An 18872-nucleotide genomic window follows, 5' to 3' on the forward strand; every position below is an offset into this window, starting at 1 on the left:
CGGCTCGCTCAGCGACGTCATCTCCGACGTGCTGCGCAATCTGATCGGTAGCTGATCGCGTAGCACCTGGTCGCCGGGACGGTCTCGCGCTGCCGTCCCGGACGACCTATCGCCCGTCGTCCTTCGGCCGAAGAACGACGGGCGACTGATGCATCGTTTATGAATCATTCAACGGGCGGCGGCCTGTCCCGACCACGTGCCAACCGACTGACCTCGGCGACCGCCTCTTCGAGCGAGCCCAGGCACCGCACACCAGACACCTCGGGCCATCCAGGTCCCGCCAGAAGCAGCTGGGCCGGTTCACCGATTCCGGCGGGGATCGGCGCCGCTGCCGCCGTGCGCGCGGTTTGGGACCACAGCACCACCACGGGATCCTGCGCTTTGGCCACCGCGTCAGCGAGCGCGCCGCCGGGTACTGCCGCGCCGAGTAGCACCGCCGGTACGCCGATCTCCGCCAGCGCCGCTCGCAGAACTTCCAGGGGCAGTACATGCGCCTCGCCCGGAGCACAGGCCAGCAGCACCGGAGCGAGCCCGGCTACGCCGCGCACCGCCGGCACAGCGCGGTGCAGACCCGTGGTGATCGCCCAGGACACGACATGCTCTACATCGATCAAGCCATTGCCACGATCCTGCCTGCTCACGATGTCCGCGAAGACAGGTCGACACAACTCGCGCCACGTCGCCACCACCCCGAAATGGGTCAGATGGGCAGTGATCACGCCCAGGAGTTCGGCGACCCGGAGCTGCTCGGCAGCGTCCAGCACCGGCGCCACATCACCGAGGGTGGGAACAGAATCCGCCGCGATCCGGGCCGCCTGCGCCGCTTTGGCCGGGCTCGCTCCAGCACGGACCAGATCGGCCATTCGGCTCAGCATCGCCACGTCCCCGGCCGTGTAGTGCCGGTGACTGCCCGGGCGGCGGTGCGCGGGGCCCAGGCCGTAGCGCTGGTTCCAGCTACGCAATGTCGCTACGGGAATGCCCAGCATCGCGGCCACGGTTCCGACGGTGTAGCCGGATGCCGAGTCACCCCTCACACCACCTTCTCCCAACCTCCGCGCGCCTTTCCACGAATCGGACGAGATCTACGGCTGCCGACCTGGCGCGTTCCCGAAGCACCGACCTCCTTCGATCGGTGCCCTCCGGCCCGCCGGACGGCGCACGCCCGGTGTCAGCGCAGCGACACGCAACCCTGCAGGGTCTGGAAGTCGCCGGCGAAGGCGGGACCGCCGGTGCAGGTGGGGGTGGTGACGCCGTTGACGGTGACCTCCGCTCCCGGACCGGCGATCCCGATGGACAGCCCGGGCCGCACCCCGGTCGTCGTCACCTGCGCACCCGGCCCCAGGGCGATGGCGGCCGGGCCCGACAGAAACGTCGAGCTCGAGGTCGCGGTGCCGCCGTTCTGCGCGATGGCCAGCGACAAGCTCGTCGGCGCGGCATCGGCGGACGCGGCGCCGTCGAATCCGTAGGCCGCCGCCGCGCCGCCCGCGGCGCTCGTCGCGGAGCACGACCCGTCCGCCGCACCGGCCTGCACGGACGCCGCACCAGGCGCCGGACACATGGCAGTCGGCGCGGCATTCGCCGTCGGTGCGGCGGCCAGGGCGAACAGTGACGCCGTTCCCGCACTCACGAGAAACCCGAGTGCGCGCCCAGCAGTGAAATGAACCATGACCATCTCCTCGCTTCCGATTCTTGTCCGTGGCCGCGCCACGCCCGTGACGATGTCGGCCGGTGAAAATTTCTGCCTACGAGATGCCTGTGAGGCTTCACACTACACGTCAAATGATGCAGAATCGACGCATCAGGAAGTTTAATTGCGTGGTCCACGACGCACAGCGGTAGCGCGGGCTCCGACCCCGCTTCGCAGCAATCGATCCTGCGCCGTCGGCCGATACGGGCATCGCCCCTGACAGGAAGGCACGACATGAAGGTTCGACAGCACTCCGGAACAGTGATCGCGGTACTGGCGGCGATAGCGATCGCCGGGTCAGCGTGTACCGACACCGACGAGGCAAGCGACACCACGTCCGCACCCACGACGACCACGTCCGCTACGGCCATGCCCGCACAGGGCGAGGTGGCGATGACCGGGCTCGTCGGCCCCGGCTGCGCAGATTACGCGGCGCAGGTACCGACCGGACCGGGCTCGATCGAGGCGATGTCGCAGGAGCCCGTAGCGACCGCCGCCGCGAACAACCCCTTGCTGACCACCCTCACCGCGGCGGTGTCCGGCCAGGTCAATCCCCAGGTCAACCTCGTCGACACGCTCAACGGTGGCGAATTCACCGTTTTCGCGCCGGTGGACTCCGCGTTCGCCGCGCTCGACCCGGGCACGCTGGAAACACTGAAAACAGACTCGGCGATGCTGACCAGCATTCTCACCTACCACGTCGTACCGGGACGGTTGGCGCCCGAAGCCGTCGTCGGCACACACGCGACCGTCGAGGGATCCGAGGTCACGGTGACGGGCTCGGGCGATCAGCTTCGCGTCAACGAGGCAACAGTGGTCTGCGGTGGTGTCCGAACGGCGAACGCGACCGTCTACCTGATCGATGGTGTCCTGACACCGCCCACCAGCTAGCGGAACCGGACGGCTCCAGGGCGGGTGCGAGGTTGCCGAACGCGCTGCCGCACCCGCTCCTCCGGAGTGCGTGCGGCCGCAGGGCTCGAGCCCCGTCGACCGGACGGTGAGCCCCGGGCGGGCCGTTCGCCCCGCGCCGTGGCTCGTCCGCCGCCTCCGCTCAGCCGGGCGTGTGTGCGCGCATCAGGCCCTGCGCGTCCACCGAAGCGACCAATTCTCCCGCGCGCGTGAAGATCTGGATCCGCTCGAACATCCGTCCCGCGCCCGCGAACGGACTCTCACAGCGCAACAGCAACCAGTCGTGCACGGTGAACGGCCGATGGAAGGTGACGGTCTGCGTGAGCATGGCCGAGGTCCCCCGGCCACCGCGCCGCGTGACCTCGGCCTGCGGATACGGACGCATGCTGACCGGTCCCAGGAAACCCTCACTGCCATGGGCCAACAGCGCCCGGGAGAACACAGGCAGGTCGGGCGCCTTGTCGCAGCGCATCCACACATCCAGCGACGGTGGACCCGCGAGGTCGAGCGCCAGCGCGTCCGCCCCGCCGGGCGTCCGCACCTCCCAGGGCAGCAGGGCGCACGGCAGGTCGGCGCACTCGTCCGGACCCGGCACCTCCGGCGGCAGTGCGGCGTGGTGTGCGAGGAAGTCCGGCTCGTCGACGCTGAGCATGGCCAGCACCCGGGCGTGCTCGCGCCCATCCTGCCGGAACGCCACCTGCACGGTGGCCAGTGCCCGGCCCGACTGGATGACCTCGACATCCACGTCGACCTCCCGATCGGCGAACCCACCGCGCGGGAACACACCGTGCAGCGACTGCACCGCCATCTGCGGCACGGTGCGCTCGGCCGCGACCACCGCCTGCGCCAACGTCTGACTGCCCAACGTCGTCGGCAGCGTCGATGTCACGTTCCTGGCCCGGAATCGTCCGGGCGCCGTCTCGGCGAGATCGAGCACGTCGAGGAGGTCGGCCAGGTCGACGACCGGCCAATTATCGGTTCCACCAGCCATGGCCGAATGCTCGCACAGACCCCGACTGCCGGGAAGCCGAGAGGTCGGTGAATGGGACACTTTCTCCGCCCCCGACCGGCGCTCGACGCCGCTTCCTCGCGCAGCACAGCAACGGACTGTCGGCCTGGTCATCGGTTCGGCTGCACCCTGGCGCCGACGTTGTGCACGATGACCACAGTCGGATTCCACGGCACGAGGTCGTCGACGCGGCGTTGCAGTTCCTCGACCGGTGGCAGTTGTTCGGGCCCGAGCACCGAGATCGTCGCGGTATCGCTCTGCAGCGTCACGTCGGTCACCTGTGCGCCCGGCTCGTCGCGCAGCCAGTCGCCGGTGGCCTCGGCGATCTGGCCGGCCCACAATGTCGACAACGAGTTGATCACCATCGGGATCGCGACCAGCACCAGGGCTGCGCCGAGTATCGCGAAGCTGCGTCCGCGTCGCGCCGCGGCGGCCTGCGCGTCGGCCGCGTAGCCGGCACCGAGCAACACGATCGTCGCGGTGATGATCATCGCCACGACATTGGACGCGAACAACACGAACGCGCCCAGGGCCAGGGCGGGTGCGTGCGAGCCGAGGCAAACTCCGACCACGCCCAGTGGCGGCACCAGCGAGATCGCGATCGCGACGCCGGGCAGCACATCGCCGACGTCGCGCCGGGCGATCGCGACAGCGGCCACCAACCCGGTGGCTATCGCCGCGGTCAGGTCCACCAGTTTCGGCGATGTTCGTCCGACGACCTGAGCGTTCGACAGGACGTGAACCGGATTCGGCAGCAACTGGGCGAAGAGAAACCCCAAGACGACGACAACGACGACGCCGGCGCCCACCAGCACCACGCTGCGCCCGATCAAGGCCGAACGGCCGGTCACCACGCCCAGCGCCACCCCGAGAATCGGCAACGACAACGGCGCGACGATCATCGCGCCGATCACCGTGGCGGTGGAATCCCCGATGACGCCGGAGATCGCGATCACCGCCGAGAGCACCAGCATGATCCAGAACGCGGAACGCTTCGCGCCGACCTCACCGACCGACAGATCCAGCCGATCGGTGAGCTCGGCGAGCGATCGCCGCTGGTCCACGGGCACGAGATATCCCAGCATGGCGGTCCTTTCGGCGAGGCTGTCGCCGACGTTAGCGACAGCGGACCCCAGGCGACTCATCCGCTGCGGGTGAACTCCACCTCCCGGCTCAGCGGGCAAGACCGATCGTCGCGGCGAGGAACGGCCAGGACCGACGAAGGTCGTCTTCCCAGTACCCCCACGAGTGCGTGCCGACCGGGCGCTCGTCCAGCGTGACCGGAATATTCAACTCGCCCAGCCGATTCGCCAGATTGATCGTGCAGAAGCGAACCGCGGCTTCGATCGGGCCACCGAGAAGCACCTGCGCCGCCAGCGGAATGCGACCGTCCTGGACTCGGGGATCGGCGGGAGTGTCGTGCGGCGCGGCGGGCACACCGCTACCGGTACTCAGATAGATGGCGGTCCCGCGCAGCCGTTCGGCATTGACCAGGGGATCGTTGGCCCGCCACAACGGCCCATTGCGCGGACCCCACATGTTCTCCACGCTGCGTCCGCCGCCCCAGTTCTCGACGGTGACGCGGACGAACTCCTGCCCGACCGGATCCGACGTCTGCGCACAGCCACTGTAGGAGGCCACGCTGCGCCAGAAGCCCGGCTTGGCGATGGCGAGATTCAGCACCGACGTGCCGCTCATGGACACCCCGGCGAGCGCTCGCTCGTCATCGGCGCCCAAGAAGTTCTCGATCACCGGCGGCAGTTCCTCGTTGAGGAAGGTCTGCCACTTGTTCCGGCCGAGAACGGGGTCGTCGGCGATCCAGTCGGTGTAATACGAACTGCTCCCGCCGACCGGTGTCACCACGTTGACGTCCTCGGTGCGCAGAAAGTCGATCACCTCGGTCTGCGCGTCCCAGCCGCTTCCGTTCGGACCGCCCTGCGAACCGTTGAGGAGGTACAGCGTCGGCCGTGGCCGAGCCTGGTCCGCCGCCCGGAGGACCTGGACCGGGACGGACCGCTCCATCGCCGCGGAGTACACCGAGACGACCTGTCGACGGTCGCCCAGGTCCTGCACGGTGACCACGCCTGCCGATGGTTCGCCGACCGCGGGCCCGGCGAGGGTCGCCGGACCGGCGGCGGCCGCCACCGCGACCATCAGCGCGCTCCATCGGAACCGGGCAGACCTGCGTATCGGTCGCGGTGTTCTCATGTGAGGTCATCCCTAGTGCTCGCGTCAGAACCTGACTGGCCCACGTGCCGACGATCTGACGGCACGACAGGAGGTTCGCGGCGCTACCGGGTGCGGTTTGGTCCCCTGAGCGAACGAAACGACCGTGCCGGCGAGCCGGTTCGGCCACGCCGATCTCCGGACGGCGTCACCGCGTCATCGCTCGGAGGAACCGCTCGCCGATCCACTTCCCAGCAGACACAACGGATTCGCGACCATCGCCGACTGCGCCGAACCCGACGACGAACCGGTGATCCCGGCGTCCACCGGCGGCGTATTCGGCACCGGTGCCGCAGGGTCGCCCGAGCCACCGTTCAGCATCGACTCGCCGTCGAGATTCGCCGGCGCCGAGACCTCGAGCAGGTCCAGCACGGTCGGGGTGATGTCGGCGAGGGTGTATCCGTTGTGCTGCGCGCCCGCGGCGAACCCCGGTCCGCGGGCGATCACGAAACTGGCTGTCTCGTAGGCACTCTGCCCACCGTGTCCACCGTCGGGCTTGTGTCCGTGGTCGGTGGTGACCAGAATCGTCCATCGCTCGTTCGCGTGCGCGGCCGCCCGCGCGTCGACCGCGGCGGTGATCTTCCCGACCAGGCCGTCCACCCGCCCGATGGCATCGCGATACGCCTGCGGCCAGACTCCGCGCAGCGTGTGCCCGACGATGTCCACCTGATCGAGGTGCGTGAACAGCAGATCGGTCCCGTCCTCGGTGATGGCCGAGACAACCGCCGCGGCGGCGTTGGAGTCCGCGGTGGTCTCGCAGACGCCCGCGCCGGTGGGATCGATCTGGGTGACCGCCACCCGGTCGGCTTGCGGGCTACCGGTCCGCGCGATCATGCCGATCGTGTCCCAGGTCCCGATGGAAGCCGTCGACAACGACGGACGCTCCCGCTCCACCTGCGTGAACACCGTCGGATACGGCGCGAAAGCCTCCGCGTTGCAGGTGGCTCCGTTGTCCCGGATCCCGTGCTTGCTGTCCCATACGCCGGTCAGCGCCGTCGCCCACGAGACGCACGACATGGTGGTGTGCGGGGCGATGGAGGTCCGTGCCAGCGTGCCTTGCGCGGCCAGGCGGTCGAGGTTCGGCGCCTCGGCCGCCGACACCTCACTCCACAGGGTGCCGTCGATACCGATGACCACGACCTTGTTCACGATCGGAGCCGCCGGGGCCGGCGCGGCTGCGGCGAGTGGGACAGCGGCCAGTGCGGCGGCCGCGAGTATGCGGTGAGTGCGAGACATGGGCGGCACCGTAGTTGCCGAGCGGCCCCCGCACCCAGCAAATTGGACAATCGACCGGCACAGTCCCGTCCACCGGGAAGTCCTCGTCGCCGCCATTCGGGCCCACAACCCCGCGGCGGACACCGCGTCTTGTAAAAAGGAAACCACCCCGGTAAAATGTGAGCAACCACACCACTGTGGATTCTGCGCCCGCACAGCGATTTTCGCTGGACGGATAGTTTTCCGATGATGCATTACGACACCGAGCGAGCAGTCGCGCACGGAAATGAAGAGCATCTCCCCATCCTGACTACCACCACCGCTTGGTGGCCATCGACACCCGGATCGGAACGGGGAGAATTTCTCGACAGGACCCGCATCCATTCACCGCCGAATTGCCTGATGCCGAATGGTCGATAGACAATGCGCGACGACCTTGAATTCGTACAGATCGATCAGGTGATCGAACGCCTGATCACCCGTTTCCCCGCGGAATCACCGGCGGAGATCGAGCTTCTGGTTCGCCGTATTCATGCGCGGTTCGCCGAGGCCCGTATCCGAGATTTCGTTCCGCTGCTCGTCGAAAAGGCCGCTCGGCAAGCTGTCGGCCGCGTCCAGGTCGAGATCCCTCGCAGCGCTCCGACCATGGCTACGATCCAGTAGTGGATTCCCCCACGGCGCACGCCGTCCCGGTGACGACCGCCTCCGCTCGCGCCCGAGCACGCTGAGGCCCCGACCATGTCGTGGAAGCAGCGAGTGAGCGCCTTACCCGGGATCGCGACGGCCCGCGGCTATCGTCGGGCGTGGCTGCGAGCCGATGTCACCGCGGGCCTCGTCTTGACCGCGTTGTTGATCCCCGCCGGCATGGGCTACGCCGAGGCGGCGGGGCTTCCCGCGTATGCCGGGCTCTACGCCACCATCGTGCCGCTGCTGGCCTACGCGGTGGTCGGGCCGTCCAGGATCCTTGTGCTCGGCCCGGATTCCTCGCTCGCTCCGCTGATCGCGGCCGCGGTGCTGCCGCTGGCCGCCGTCGACGACCCCGACCGTGCGCTGGCTCTCGCGGGAGTCCTCGCGGTCCTCGTCGGGCTCATCCTGCTCGTCGGGGGGTTCCTTCGGCTCGGGTTCGTCACCGAACTGCTGTCCAAGCCCATCCGACTCGGCTACCTGAACGCCATCGCGCTCATCGTCGTCGTCGGACAACTTCCCAAACTGCTCGGGTTCTCCGTCGACGCCACCGGCGTTCTCGCCGAGATCGCCGAGATCGGGAAGGCCGTCGTCGACAGCGAGATCGATCCCATCGCGGCCGCTCTCGGCCTCGGCACCCTCGCCGTCATCGTGGCCTTTCGCTGGTGGCTACCCGCGGTGCCGGGAGTGCTGGTCGCGGTCGCGGTGGCCATCGCGATCTCGGCCGCCGCCGGACTCACCGACGACATCGGCATGGTCGGCGCCCTGCCCGAAGGCCTGCCGCTGCCTTCCATCGACGGCATCGGCTGGGACGACATCGGGCACCTGATCGGACCCGCGGCGGGCATCGCGCTGATCGCGTTCGCCGACAGCGGCGTCCTGTCGCGGACCTTCGCCGCCCGACACGGAGAAGACGTCGACGGCAGCACCGAGATGAAGGCGATCGGAGTCGCCAATGTGGCGGGTGGGCTGTTCGGCGGATTTCCCGTCTCCGCGAGCGGGTCACGAACCCCGGTCGCCGAACAGAGCGGCGCCCGGACACAATTGGCCGGCGTCGTCGGCGCGATCGCCGTCCTGCTCTTCGTGCTGCTCGCTCCGGGTCTCACCGCGTACCTGCCCGACGCCGCGCTCGCGGCCGTCGTGATCGTCGCCGCCACCGCGTTGATCGACATCCGCGGCATGGTCCGGATGTGGCGGATGAGCTCGGTCGAATTCGCCCTGGCGGCAGCCGCGTTCGTCGGGGTCGCGTTGGTCGGCGTGCTGCAGGGCATCATCGTCGCGATCGGACTCTCCTTCGTCGCGGTGGTCGCACGAGCCTGGCAGCCCTACCGCACCGAACTCGTCCGGACACCGGACCGCCCCGGCTACCACGACATCGAACGTCACCCCGACGGCCTGCGCATTCCCGGCTTGGTGCTGGTCAGGTTCGACGCACCACTGTTCTTCGCCAACGGACAGATATTCGACGACTATGTCCGCTCGGTCGTCGCCGACGCCCCGTCCCCGATCGAGTGGGTCATCATCGCCGCCGAACCGATCACCGATCTCGACACCACCGCCGTGGACGAACTCGTCGACCTCGACAATTACCTCGAAGGCAAAGAGATCCAATTGAAGTTCGCCGAGATGAAAGGACCGATCAAGGACAAGCTGATCCGCTTCGGCGTCGGTGACCGGTTCGACAGAACGCACTTCTATCCCACCGTCGAGGCCGCGGTAGCGGCTTTCCACCATCGCGCCGACCGTCCCGCGGACAGTTGATCCGGAGTCGCGCCTTTCGCTCGCCCTCGAACGCATTCGAGATCGGCAACGCGGCTACTCCGAGCTCGCGGAGTCTGCTCCGCCCGCGAACTCGCTGTACAGCTCGGGTAGGAATCCCGCCAGGTGCGCCATTTCCTGACCGCAGTGCAACAGGAGATCACGTGCCAGCCCCAGACCGAGCACCAGATCCGCGGGATCGAGCGCGGCGCCACGCCCCAACGCTTGGGCGGCCTGGCGAGGGTCGGGCAGGCGCAGGCCGTAGCGGTTGAGGTAGAAGCGGCTACGCATCTCGCTGCCACCGGGGATCGGGCGCACTTGATGGGCAAGCCAGCCGAGCTCCACCGGCGCGATGCTGCTCCCGACCCGTCCCAGGATCACCGTATGCCCGGCCGGGACTTCGAAGCCGTGCGCCACCGGGTCGACGAACGAGATCGCGAGCTGCTGCAATTTCGCCCCGACATACTCGTCGACGTAGGAGATGGTGCCGACGTATTTCGCCCGGTCGGGCATCGCCTCGGCACTGCGATCCGAACTGATGTCGGCGTACAGGTGCGCGTCAGGATGCCAGAGCTTGTACCGGGCGGACTCCGCCGAGTGCCAGCCGAACCACCAATCCCACATCGCCGCGGTCACACCCGGCATCTCGGTGCGCACCGCGGTCCACACCAGACCTTCGTCGCTGCGGCCGTACCCGGTTTCGACCGGCGAATAGCCCGAGATCGACAGGTCCGACGTCACCGCGGAGAACGCAGGAATCATGCCGCCCGGAGTCGCCGGCCCGTGGAATGCCGCCGCGACCGCGGCGGGAGGGGCGACGGTCCGGTGGGCCATGAACCGCGCGTAGGGTTGGGCCCAATCCTGTGCGGAATACCCCGGATAGCGGACAACCGGCGACGCCTGTGCCGGTGCGGTGGTTCCCAGGATCAGCTCACCCGCCATCGCGGTTCCCAACGCCAACACGTCGCGTCTGCGCGGACGCCACCCTCTCGACATTGTCCGACGCTAGCCATCACCGGGCCGGTCGAGGGCGCAGTCCCCGCAAATATTGTGACATGTAACAGATTCGGCGACGCCGTGCTCCGGCACAGGTAGGAGAATCCGGGTGGCACCGTCGACTGTCGAAGTGATCCCGGCGGAGCCCCGCATCAGGACTGGGTATCCGCGTCGGCGTCCGTCGCCTGTGCTCGGCGTCGTGCTCTGATGGCGCGCATCGAGACCTGACTGCTGCAGGCGTTGCTGCAGTACGCGGCCGAGGTATTGCGGGTGCGGTCGTAGAAAGCGAAGTGGCAGGGCGGATTTCGACATGCCTTGAGCCGCGACCAGGAACCGGTGTAGGCGAGTTCGGTCACCGCGGCGAGGATCGCCGCCAGCACCGCGGACACGCCGTCGGCGATCGGTCGCAGTTCCACTCCGTCTCGGTCGATCGTCGCGCGGAGTGGATACCTGTCGGCCGCCCGCCGTAGCAACGCCTCGCTCTCCTCGATCGCGACGGCGGAGACGTTCGGGTCCGCGGAGTGGGTGAGCAGGATGGTCACGACGGCATCGCGCAACTGCCGCGCCTCGGCCGCATCCGCGTCGGTGACCGCACCGGTGACCTGTCGCCCGGTGCTCCGCAACCACGTGCGCAGTCCGTCGGCGTCGGCGAACTGCTCGACACCCCCACCACCATCGGCGTGCGTATTCGCGAACGCGATCACCGCCAGTGCTGCTTCCGACCCATCGCCCATACCGCGAACTTACCTCGGGGTTGTCGGCTAGCCAATTTCGATGGGAACAACTTCCACATCAAGCGTTGACTTGTTGCTAGTAAACAACCTACGCTCGCAACATGATCAACACGTCGAAAGCTCCCATCACATGGTTCATCACCGGCGCCTCATCCGGCATCGGCCTGGCATTGACCGAGGCGGCCGCCGCACGCGGCGACAATGTCGTGGCCTTGGCGCGGCACATCGATGCCCTGTCGCCCCTGGCCGCGGCTCATGGCGGCCGGATCACTCCCGTTGCCGCCGACGTGCGCAGGCAATCGTCGATCGATGACGCCGTCGCGCTCGCGCTGCACACGTATGGGCGCATCGACGTGGTTGCGAACAACGCCGGCTACGGGCTCTTCGGAGCAGTCGAAGAAGTCGACGACGAGCAGGCCCGCGAGATCTTCGACACCAACTTCTTCGGAGTGCTCACCGTGCTTCGCGCTACCCTGCCGATCCTGCGCCGACAGCGCGCCGGTCACATCCTGCAGGGTTCCTCCTACTACGGACAGACCGCCCACGCCGGCGTAGGCCTTCTCGCGGCGACGAAGTGCGCCATCGAAGGACTCACGGACGCGCTGCTGGACGAAGTCGCTCCCCTGGGTATCGACGTCACACTCGTCGAGCCCGGCCCGACCGCAACCCCGTTCCTGGCCAACCTCCATCACGCCCGGCCGATCGACGATTACGACCGAACCGTGCGCGAAGTACAGCGACAGATCGGCGAGCTGCCGCCGACGGCGTTCAACGATCCGAATCGGGTCGCGGCCGCCATCCTCACCGCGGTCGACAGCGACACTCCCCCGGTGCGCCTGGTCACCGGAGGCTTCGCCGTCACCGAGATCGACGCCGCGCTGCGGCGGCGACGCGATGAGCTCGCGGCGTGGCACCAGGTGTCCTGCGATGTGGACGTCGCCGCAGCCCCCGCGACGGTGTAGCGCCGACCACCGACAACGCGTCCGGTTCGGCGCACCGATAGTCGTCGGTGCGCCGAACCGGACGAGAGCGCGAGTGCCGGCGTTCGCCGGAACTCGACCCGACGGTGACAGTCCAGCCGAACGTCAATCCTCGTACAGCTGGACGAACCGACGCACCAGCGCGCCGGGGTGCACGACGTTGCCCGAGCGGGCTACTTCCTTGAGCGCTTCGGCCTCGACGGGGTCGAAGTAGCCGTGGTGCTTATAGGCGTCGATACGGATGCTCATGCCCTGCGCGTCCAACTCCGGATGGAACTGCGTGGCGTACACGTTGGCGCCCACCCGGAATGCCTGTATCGGGCAGCCGGTCGAGGTGGCGAGCCGTTCGATCCCCGCCGGGAGCTCGGTGGCGGCCTCCTTGTGACCGACGAACGCGTCGAACTCGCGCGGGAGCACGCACAGCAGCGGGTCGACCCGCCCGGCATCGGTCAGAGTGATGGTGGTGGGGCCGACCGGTTCGGGATGGGTTCGGTCGATGACAGCGCCGATCACCGAGCCGATCACGCCGATGCCGTAACAGGCGCCGAGGAACGGGAAATCCTGACGGACCACGGCCGCCACGAGCTCGCGCAACTCAGCTTCCACTCGCCGCTGCACCGGCGATTTCGTGTCGGGCGGGTCGGAGACGGTGAACGGGCTCCCGCCCAGCATGATGCCCGCGTAGCGGTCGAGGTCGATCTCTCCGAGCGGATCGCGTTCCAGACGGCGCCGGTGCAGTCGGCGCGGTGCGAGCCCGCCGCAGCGCAGGAAAGCCTCGTATTCCTGGTCGGCGGCCTCGTTCTCGGCGCGTGTCGCCAGCAACAGGAACGGCCTTCCGTCGCGGTCGCGCACCATCGCGTCGCTCATGCCGAACACCGTAGCGGTGCGAACGGCCGGAACCCTCGCAGCTCACCGGCGTTCGGATCGAAGCGCCGCAGGCTCGCGATCGGTCCGTCGATTAATGGTCTCCGCTCGCCAGGCGATATCAGGAAGAGATCCCCCGCTTCGACGACGGAAGTAGTTCGATGGCGCACACACACTTTGTCTTCGTGATTGCCTGGGTGAGCGGCGATGCCACACGGTCGGGGCACACCTTCACGGAGGCGTGGCTGCTGGCCTGCGGTGACGAAGTACGCCGATTCTGGCGAGATATGTCCGGATTTCGCGAGGAGCACACCTGGTCGGTACATCCACCGGTCGAGATCGATCAGCCCTACGCCGACGCCGACGCACTCGCCGCCGCGGTGCGCGTGAAGGCCGCGGCCGACGGGGCGCCCTTCCCGAAGGGCGCCGTCCTGGTGGTGATTCAGGATTGGGCGGCCGCCACCGGTGGCCAGTTCGGCTACGACGGTCAATTCGCCGCTGCCCAGCTCAGCGCTTCGCTGCTGTGCCACGAGCTGGGCCACTACTACCAGCGTCGCAATCACCAGCCCGGCGGCCACGCCAGTACGTTCAACGGTCACGTCGGGCTCGACTACGCCGATCCGACCTGCATCATGGGCTCGGTCGGAACGCTCGCCGCGCAGGAGCCGCAGCTGGCACACGCGTCACCGGGCCACGATCTGACCGGGCCCGCCATGTGCCCGGCGGCGACGGTGCCGATCGGCTGGCTCGACCCCCACCACCCGACGGCCACGGTAGCGGTGCCGCGACAACCGGCGGGCCCTATCCAATTGGCACGCTGGCCCGGCGTCCCGGCCGCGGGCCACACCGGGGCTCCGGTGGTGGCTGTTGCCCACGCGATGGCTCCGGGCGGTGCCGACGTCTACATCTCGCTTCGCTCACCGCGCGTCTGGGACCGCGGCTTTCGCACGCTCACCCCGCAGGGCATGCAACGCCAGATCGTCGCGCAGGAGCTGGCGCGCAGCGGTGCCACGTTCCTGCTCGCCCAGGTACCGGTCCAGCCGGGAGCGTCGATGCGGTTGGGCCGGGCGCCGCTGCGTCTCGATGTTCGCGGCGGAGGCGACGCCGTGGCCGAGATCGATGTGGTGGCGGATCCGTGGCGGTTGTGGTCGGTGCTGGAATCCCCACCGCTGCATCGGGCGGCCCGGATCGCGGCCGTCGCGCGTGAGGGCGAGATCGACGTCTTCGTCGTCGGGCTCGACGGCGCGGTGCTGCAGACCCGGTTCACCGGCCACGTATGGGTGTCGTGGCGAGCACTCACCGACCCCGGCGCGTTCGACCCACGTGCGGGCATCGCCGCGGCCAGCTCGACGACGAACACGATCGACCTGTTCGTTGTCGGCACGGGCGATCACCTGGTGCGCCGACGCCGGTGGATCGACGATCGGTGGGCACCGGACTGGCAGGTGTTGGCAGGCGGCGGATTGGGCCCGCGTTCAGCACTGGCCGCGACCGCGACCGCGCCGGGGCGAATCGAGCTGATCGCCGGCGATGCCGACGGCACCGTCATCCACACCACGGTCACCGATGCCGCCGCGACGTGGCGACCGCTGCCGCCGCTGCCCCGGGCCGGCAGCGTCGCCGCCGTCACGCTGTCCGGTGACACGATCCAGGTCAGCGCCGTCACCGAGGGCCCCGGCGACGGGCGGATCTGGACCATCGTCGGCGAACCGGGCCAGTGGCCGTCCCCGTGGGAGCCCCATCTCGATGTCGGCCTGGCCGAGGACGGCGGAATCGCGGCGGCCCGGTCGACGCCCGGGGTGAGCGAACTCGTCGCCGCGGCCAGTCCACTGGCCGCACGCTCCTACGCCTACGGTGCGTGGACCGGCCAACCGGTACGGGTCCCCGGTCAGCCGCCGGGCACCGACAACCGCACGGTGGCCGCGGTATTCCGCACCCCCACGACCCTGGATGTGTTCGCCGTCGCCGACGGCAAGATCCACCGCATCACCCGTTCCTTCGACCCCGATGTCGTCCAAACCGACATCCAGGAACGGGTGCGATACCAGGCCCGCCTCGTCGCCTCGGGCGGTCGGTTCGTCCGCGTCAGCGACGACCCACTGACCCGCGACCTGCTGATCGCTGACGAGTACCTGCCTACGCCCGCAACGGTTTTCACGATCAGCGAACTCGCCTACTACTCCTCGTACGGGATCAGGACGGTGGTGTCGATTCGAGCGCACGACGGCCGGTACGTGATGGCGCTCGACGGCGGCGGCGAGTGGTTGCGGGTCGGCGGAACGACCTTGGGCCCGTGGGAGAAGTTCGTCCTGACCACCTCCGGCGGCGCGAGCACCATCATGGCCTTGGGCGGGCACTACTGGTCGGCGCAAGGCGGGGACTCGTGGCTGCTGTGCGACCGAGTCGCGGTGGGTCCGTGGGAACGGTTCGACATCGCCCGACTCTGACCTTCCGGGGAAGGCCGCGGTGCTTCCGCCGGAACTGCATTCGGCGCCCGTGGTGAGCGGTCCACATCGTGTGGCTCGTATAGGACACGTCCGGGCCGCGGTGTAATCAGAGATCGAGGAAATGGTCGAACTCGTTGACGAGGGCGCAGACACGCCGTCGACGGAAACCGGCCGTGCTCGAACAGATCAGGACCGCCACGGTGACAGCTCGCGCTCACCGATAGCGAGCAAGACGGGTGGTGATCGCCGAAGCGCCATCACCCGTGGGTTACCTAGTGTGTCCGGACGGGGGGACTGCTGCAGGGATAGGTGACAACTGATTTGGCTTGCCTTCGGGTGGGCTGGAAGGATGTCGCTGTGCCCAAGCCCTACCCTCGTGAGTTCCGCGACGATGTCGTGCGCGTGGCTCGCAACCGCGACGACGGCGTGACCCTGGAGCAGGTCGCCGCCGATTTCGGGGTGCATCCGATGACGCTGTCGAAATGGATGCGCCAAGCCGATGTCGACGAGGGCACCAAACCAGGCACCAGCACCAGCGAGTCGGCCGAGCTGCGGGCGGCGAAACGGCGAATCCGGTTGCTGGAGCAGGAAAACGAGGTCCTCAAGAGAGCCGCCGCCTATTTCGCGCAAGCGAACCTGCCGGGAAAATGACCTACCCGCTCGTCCGCGAGCTGGCCGAAGACGGGATTCCCGTCGCGGTGACGTGCCGGGTGCTGGATCTGGCCCGCCAGCCCTACTACCGGTGGCTCGACGAACCGGTCACAGACGCCGACCTCGAGGCGGCCTATCGGGCCAACGCCCTGTTCGACGCCCACCGCGACGATCCCGAATTCGGATATCGATTCCTTGCCGACGAGGCCCGCGCCGCGGGCGAACCGATGGCCTACCGCACCGCCTGGCGGATCTGCTCGGACCACGGCTGGTGGAGTGTGTTCGGCAAGAAGCGCACCGGCAAGGGCAGACCCGGTCCGCCGGTCCACGACGATCTGGTGCAACGCAACTTCACCGCCGACGCCCCGAATCGCCTGTGGCTGGCCGATATTTCCGAGCATCGGACCGGTGAGGGCAAGCTCTATATTTGCGCGGTCAAGGACGTGTACTCCAACCGGATCGTCGGCTATTCCATCGACTCTCGGATGAAATCGAGCCTCGCAGTCCGCGCCCTCAACAACGCTGGGCCGCCGCGGTGAGGTGGCAGGCTGCATCCTGCACACCGACCGCGGCTCGCAATTTCGAAGCCGGAAGTTCGTGGGCGCCTTGACTCGTCACGGCATGTCCGGATCGATGGGCCGTGTCGGCGCGGCCGGTGACAACGCCGCTATGGAGAGTTTCTTCGCGCTGCTGCAGAAGAACGTCCTCGACCGCCGATCCTGGTGCAGTCGTGAGGAATTACGCATCGCGATCGTCACCTGGATCGAACGGACCTACCACCGCCGCCGACGGCAAGCCGCCCTCGGCCGTTTGACACCCATCGAATACGAAACCATCATGACCCCACCGGCCAGTCAGGCCGCGTGACCGAACCTGTCACCTGATCTTGCAGCAGTCCCTTGACCTTGAAGGGCAACAGCTACCGGCTCCGCAACACCGAAATCGACACACTGCCCTCCATGCGGGGCGACAACCAGGCAGACTGAACAACCATCAAGTGGCCTGATTTTCGAAGAGCGCCACCGGCCGGTTTTCGAAGAGCGTCGACAGGCGCGGGAGCGCCCATCTCGTCCTGGCCGACCGCGTGGTTGGGTTCCACGACTCTCCCCTCACATCACAGCGGCTTGGCCACAGACTATCGGTGATCTGTAACAGCAGCCCTCCGATCTCCCTCGAACCAGTGAGGAACGGTCGCCGACGGCGGGGTTTTGGGAACGCTTCGATGACCGCGAGGGGGCCGGTCGATCCTCCCGTCACCCACAGGGCCGAGATAGTGCACGGATGTCGAGCACCGCACCGACCTTCAACCGGGCCGCCTCCGGCGCGATCGAGAACACCGCAGCGCAGATCCTCGAACACTGCCTGCTAGCTGACGGCTCGCCGTTCACACCCGGACAGCACGTCGAGTCGTTCCGGGAACTCAGCGACGAGGACTTCACAGCCCTCGATCAATGGCTGCGGGCCAACCGAGCCGTGGTGCAAGTCCTGGACACCGAAGCGGTGTCGGTGGTGCCTGACTTCTAACGCGAGGCGAGCGAGCGAACAGAAATGATGCTAGTTTCATTAGCATCATGCTGTGGCATATCGAGCAGGCTTCCAGGGTGTCCCTGCAAGACCAGATAGCGGCGTGCGTCCGACGCGCGATCACCGCCGGCGAGGTAGCGGTCAACGAACAGCTGCCACCGGCAACGGAATTGGCGGAGGCGCTCTCGGTCGACCGCAATACCGTCCTTGCCGCCTACCGGCGGCTACGGGAGGAAGGGCTCGTCGATTTCCGCCGTGGACGTGGCGTCCGGATCACCGCGACCGCACCGTCGGTGGCACCGGTCGAGCAAGCCGCCCGCAAGCTGATCGATGCCGCGCATGCCCATGGTTACAGCAAGTCCGAGGTGCTCGGCTTGATCGAGGAGTTGATGTAATGCCCGCCGCGATGGTCTACACCTGCCGTGTCACGAACTGGCCGATGTTCTGGATCAACGTCGTGTACCTCGTTTCGCTGATCGGCACTCTTACGTTGCCGACCGGCCTGTCGTGGTGGTCGGTTCTTCTCATTGCCCTCCTCCCCCTCAATCTCGTGGTCACCTTCGTCGCGATAAGTCAGCGTGTCGCCGCTGGTCCCGCCGGCCTGACCGTGAGCCTGGGCCCCTTCGGCGTCCCCAGGGTCAGAGTTTCCCGCGCGAGCATTGCCCACGCCGAGATGATCTTTCTGCCACAGACGTTGTGGAGCGGCGAGGGGGTCGGATGGGGTGTGAAACACGGTTGGCGGCTGACGCCGAGGCTTGGCCCCGCACTGCGGTTGCGCCTGACCAGCGGTCGCACAATCACCGTCTCGATGCCCGAACCCGCTGCCGCGATGTGGGCGATGGGTATCGCACGGTAGACAGCCCGCATCGGATGGGGGCGCGCATCCAGAGGTCGGCCAGCCCGACTCGACAGGCGATGCACCCCAGCCCGGTCAACGCGGCCGACTTGCATCAGACAGAATCATCCGATGGCAGAGACGAACACGCTCCCCGACGGATGGACCCTTGACGACATCCGGCGGCGTGCCAATGACGACACTGCGGAGATGATAGATGCCGCGACGCCAGTGTTCCTGGATACGCCTCATCTGAGGTTCCCCCGCTGAGCCGGAGAGCGAATTACCTGGTTCCGGCTGGAACCCGGCCATGGTAGCTGGCTTCGTACTCGTCGGGTGACCGCCAACCCAGC

17 protein-coding genes and 1 pseudogene are annotated in these 18872 nt (G+C 67.9%); 9 read left to right on the forward strand and 9 right to left on the reverse strand.

What is annotated here, in order from left to right; translation table 11 throughout:
• Window positions 1–164: 164 nt before the first annotated feature.
• Both ATM97_RS01340 and ATM97_RS01345 read right to left on the reverse strand, forming a co-directional pair.
• Complete coding sequence (locus tag ATM97_RS01340; protein ID WP_308248327.1) at window positions 165–1034, reverse strand: MerR family transcriptional regulator; 870 nt, start codon at window positions 1032–1034, stop codon at window positions 165–167.
• 134 nt (window positions 1035–1168) lie between these two features.
• Window positions 1169–1666: a DUF6764 family protein gene (locus ATM97_RS01345; RefSeq protein ID WP_218716067.1), complete on the reverse strand. Its 498-nt coding sequence runs from the start codon at window positions 1664–1666 to the stop codon at window positions 1169–1171.
• A gap of 255 nt (window positions 1667–1921) precedes the next feature.
• Between ATM97_RS01345 and ATM97_RS01350 the strand changes: the two genes are divergently transcribed.
• Window positions 1922–2578 carry a fasciclin domain-containing protein gene (locus ATM97_RS01350; RefSeq protein ID WP_218716068.1) on the forward strand — a complete coding sequence of 219 codons (657 nt, stop codon included), beginning with the start codon at window positions 1922–1924 and terminating at the stop codon, window positions 2576–2578.
• A 160-nt stretch (window positions 2579–2738) separates the two neighbouring features.
• Here ATM97_RS01350 and ATM97_RS01355 read toward each other — a convergent pair whose 3' ends face one another.
• From ATM97_RS01355 to ATM97_RS01370, 4 genes are all read right to left on the reverse strand, one after another.
• The gene (locus ATM97_RS01355; protein WP_218716069.1) at window positions 2739–3587 is read right to left on the reverse strand and encodes an acyl-CoA thioesterase II; all 849 of its coding nucleotides are present in this window, start codon (window positions 3585–3587) and stop codon (window positions 2739–2741) included.
• Window positions 3588–3715: 128 nt separating this feature from the next.
• Window positions 3716–4690, reverse strand: a complete 975-nt coding sequence (locus tag ATM97_RS01360; RefSeq protein WP_218716070.1) for a DUF389 domain-containing protein — start codon at window positions 4688–4690, stop codon at window positions 3716–3718.
• 88 nt (window positions 4691–4778) lie between these two features.
• The gene (locus ATM97_RS01365; protein WP_218716071.1) at window positions 4779–5759 is read right to left on the reverse strand and encodes an alpha/beta hydrolase family protein; all 981 of its coding nucleotides are present in this window, start codon (window positions 5757–5759) and stop codon (window positions 4779–4781) included.
• A 228-nt stretch (window positions 5760–5987) separates the two neighbouring features.
• Window positions 5988–7067 carry an alkaline phosphatase family protein gene (locus tag ATM97_RS01370; protein WP_218716072.1) on the reverse strand — a complete coding sequence of 360 codons (1080 nt, stop codon included), beginning with the start codon at window positions 7065–7067 and terminating at the stop codon, window positions 5988–5990.
• 402 nt (window positions 7068–7469) lie between these two features.
• On the opposite strand from ATM97_RS01370, the gene ATM97_RS01375 reads away from it, so the two are divergent.
• Together ATM97_RS01375 and ATM97_RS01380 are read left to right on the forward strand one after the other, a co-directional pair.
• The gene (locus ATM97_RS01375; RefSeq protein ID WP_218716073.1) at window positions 7470–7709 is read left to right on the forward strand and encodes a three-helix bundle dimerization domain-containing protein; all 240 of its coding nucleotides are present in this window, start codon (window positions 7470–7472) and stop codon (window positions 7707–7709) included.
• Between the two features lie 93 nt (window positions 7710–7802).
• Entirely contained in the window at window positions 7803–9491 is a 1689-nt protein-coding gene (locus ATM97_RS01380; RefSeq protein WP_374104816.1) for a SulP family inorganic anion transporter, read from the forward strand.
• Between the two features lie 54 nt (window positions 9492–9545).
• On the opposite strand, the gene ATM97_RS01385 is transcribed toward ATM97_RS01380, so the two are convergent.
• Together ATM97_RS01385 and ATM97_RS01390 are read right to left on the reverse strand one after the other, a co-directional pair.
• Window positions 9546–10484, reverse strand: coding sequence for a DAPG hydrolase family protein (locus ATM97_RS01385; RefSeq protein ID WP_255586662.1), 939 nt, complete (start codon window positions 10482–10484; stop codon window positions 9546–9548).
• 152 nt (window positions 10485–10636) lie between these two features.
• A complete protein-coding gene (locus ATM97_RS01390) occupies window positions 10637–11218 on the reverse strand; it encodes an ABATE domain-containing protein (protein ID WP_255586663.1) in 582 nt (193 codons plus the stop codon).
• A 101-nt stretch (window positions 11219–11319) separates the two neighbouring features.
• Here ATM97_RS01390 and ATM97_RS01395 point away from each other — a divergent pair, with 101 nt between their 5' ends.
• The gene (locus tag ATM97_RS01395; RefSeq protein WP_218716075.1) at window positions 11320–12180 is read left to right on the forward strand and encodes an SDR family NAD(P)-dependent oxidoreductase; all 861 of its coding nucleotides are present in this window, start codon (window positions 11320–11322) and stop codon (window positions 12178–12180) included.
• Between the two features lie 123 nt (window positions 12181–12303).
• Here the strand turns inward: ATM97_RS01395 and ATM97_RS01400 are convergent, their stop codons facing one another.
• Window positions 12304–13065 carry a glutamine amidotransferase gene (locus tag ATM97_RS01400; protein WP_255586665.1) on the reverse strand — a complete coding sequence of 254 codons (762 nt, stop codon included), beginning with the start codon at window positions 13063–13065 and terminating at the stop codon, window positions 12304–12306.
• Between the two features lie 284 nt (window positions 13066–13349).
• On the opposite strand from ATM97_RS01400, the gene ATM97_RS01405 reads away from it, so the two are divergent.
• From ATM97_RS01405 to ATM97_RS01425, 5 genes and pseudogenes are all read left to right on the forward strand, one after another.
• Window positions 13350–15509 (forward strand): hypothetical protein, encoded by a 2160-nt coding sequence (locus ATM97_RS01405; RefSeq protein WP_218716076.1) that lies wholly within the window; start codon window positions 13350–13352, stop codon window positions 15507–15509.
• Between the two features lie 357 nt (window positions 15510–15866).
• Window positions 15867–17027, forward strand: a pseudogene (locus ATM97_RS01410) (IS3 family transposase).
• 414 nt (window positions 17028–17441) lie between these two features.
• Window positions 17442–17684, forward strand: coding sequence for a hypothetical protein (locus ATM97_RS01415; RefSeq protein WP_218716077.1), 243 nt, complete (start codon window positions 17442–17444; stop codon window positions 17682–17684).
• 47 nt (window positions 17685–17731) lie between these two features.
• Window positions 17732–18079, forward strand: coding sequence for a GntR family transcriptional regulator (locus ATM97_RS01420; RefSeq protein WP_218716078.1), 348 nt, complete (start codon window positions 17732–17734; stop codon window positions 18077–18079).
• A complete protein-coding gene (locus ATM97_RS01425; RefSeq protein ID WP_218716079.1) occupies window positions 18079–18540 on the forward strand; it encodes a hypothetical protein in 462 nt (153 codons plus the stop codon). The genes ATM97_RS01420 and ATM97_RS01425 overlap by 1 nt, the downstream gene beginning before the upstream one ends.
• The last annotated feature ends 332 nt before the right edge of the window (window positions 18541–18872 follow it).

Source organism: Nocardia sp. MH4, from assembly GCF_019266065.1.
Classification (GTDB): domain Bacteria; phylum Actinomycetota; class Actinomycetes; order Mycobacteriales; family Mycobacteriaceae; genus Nocardia; species Nocardia canadensis.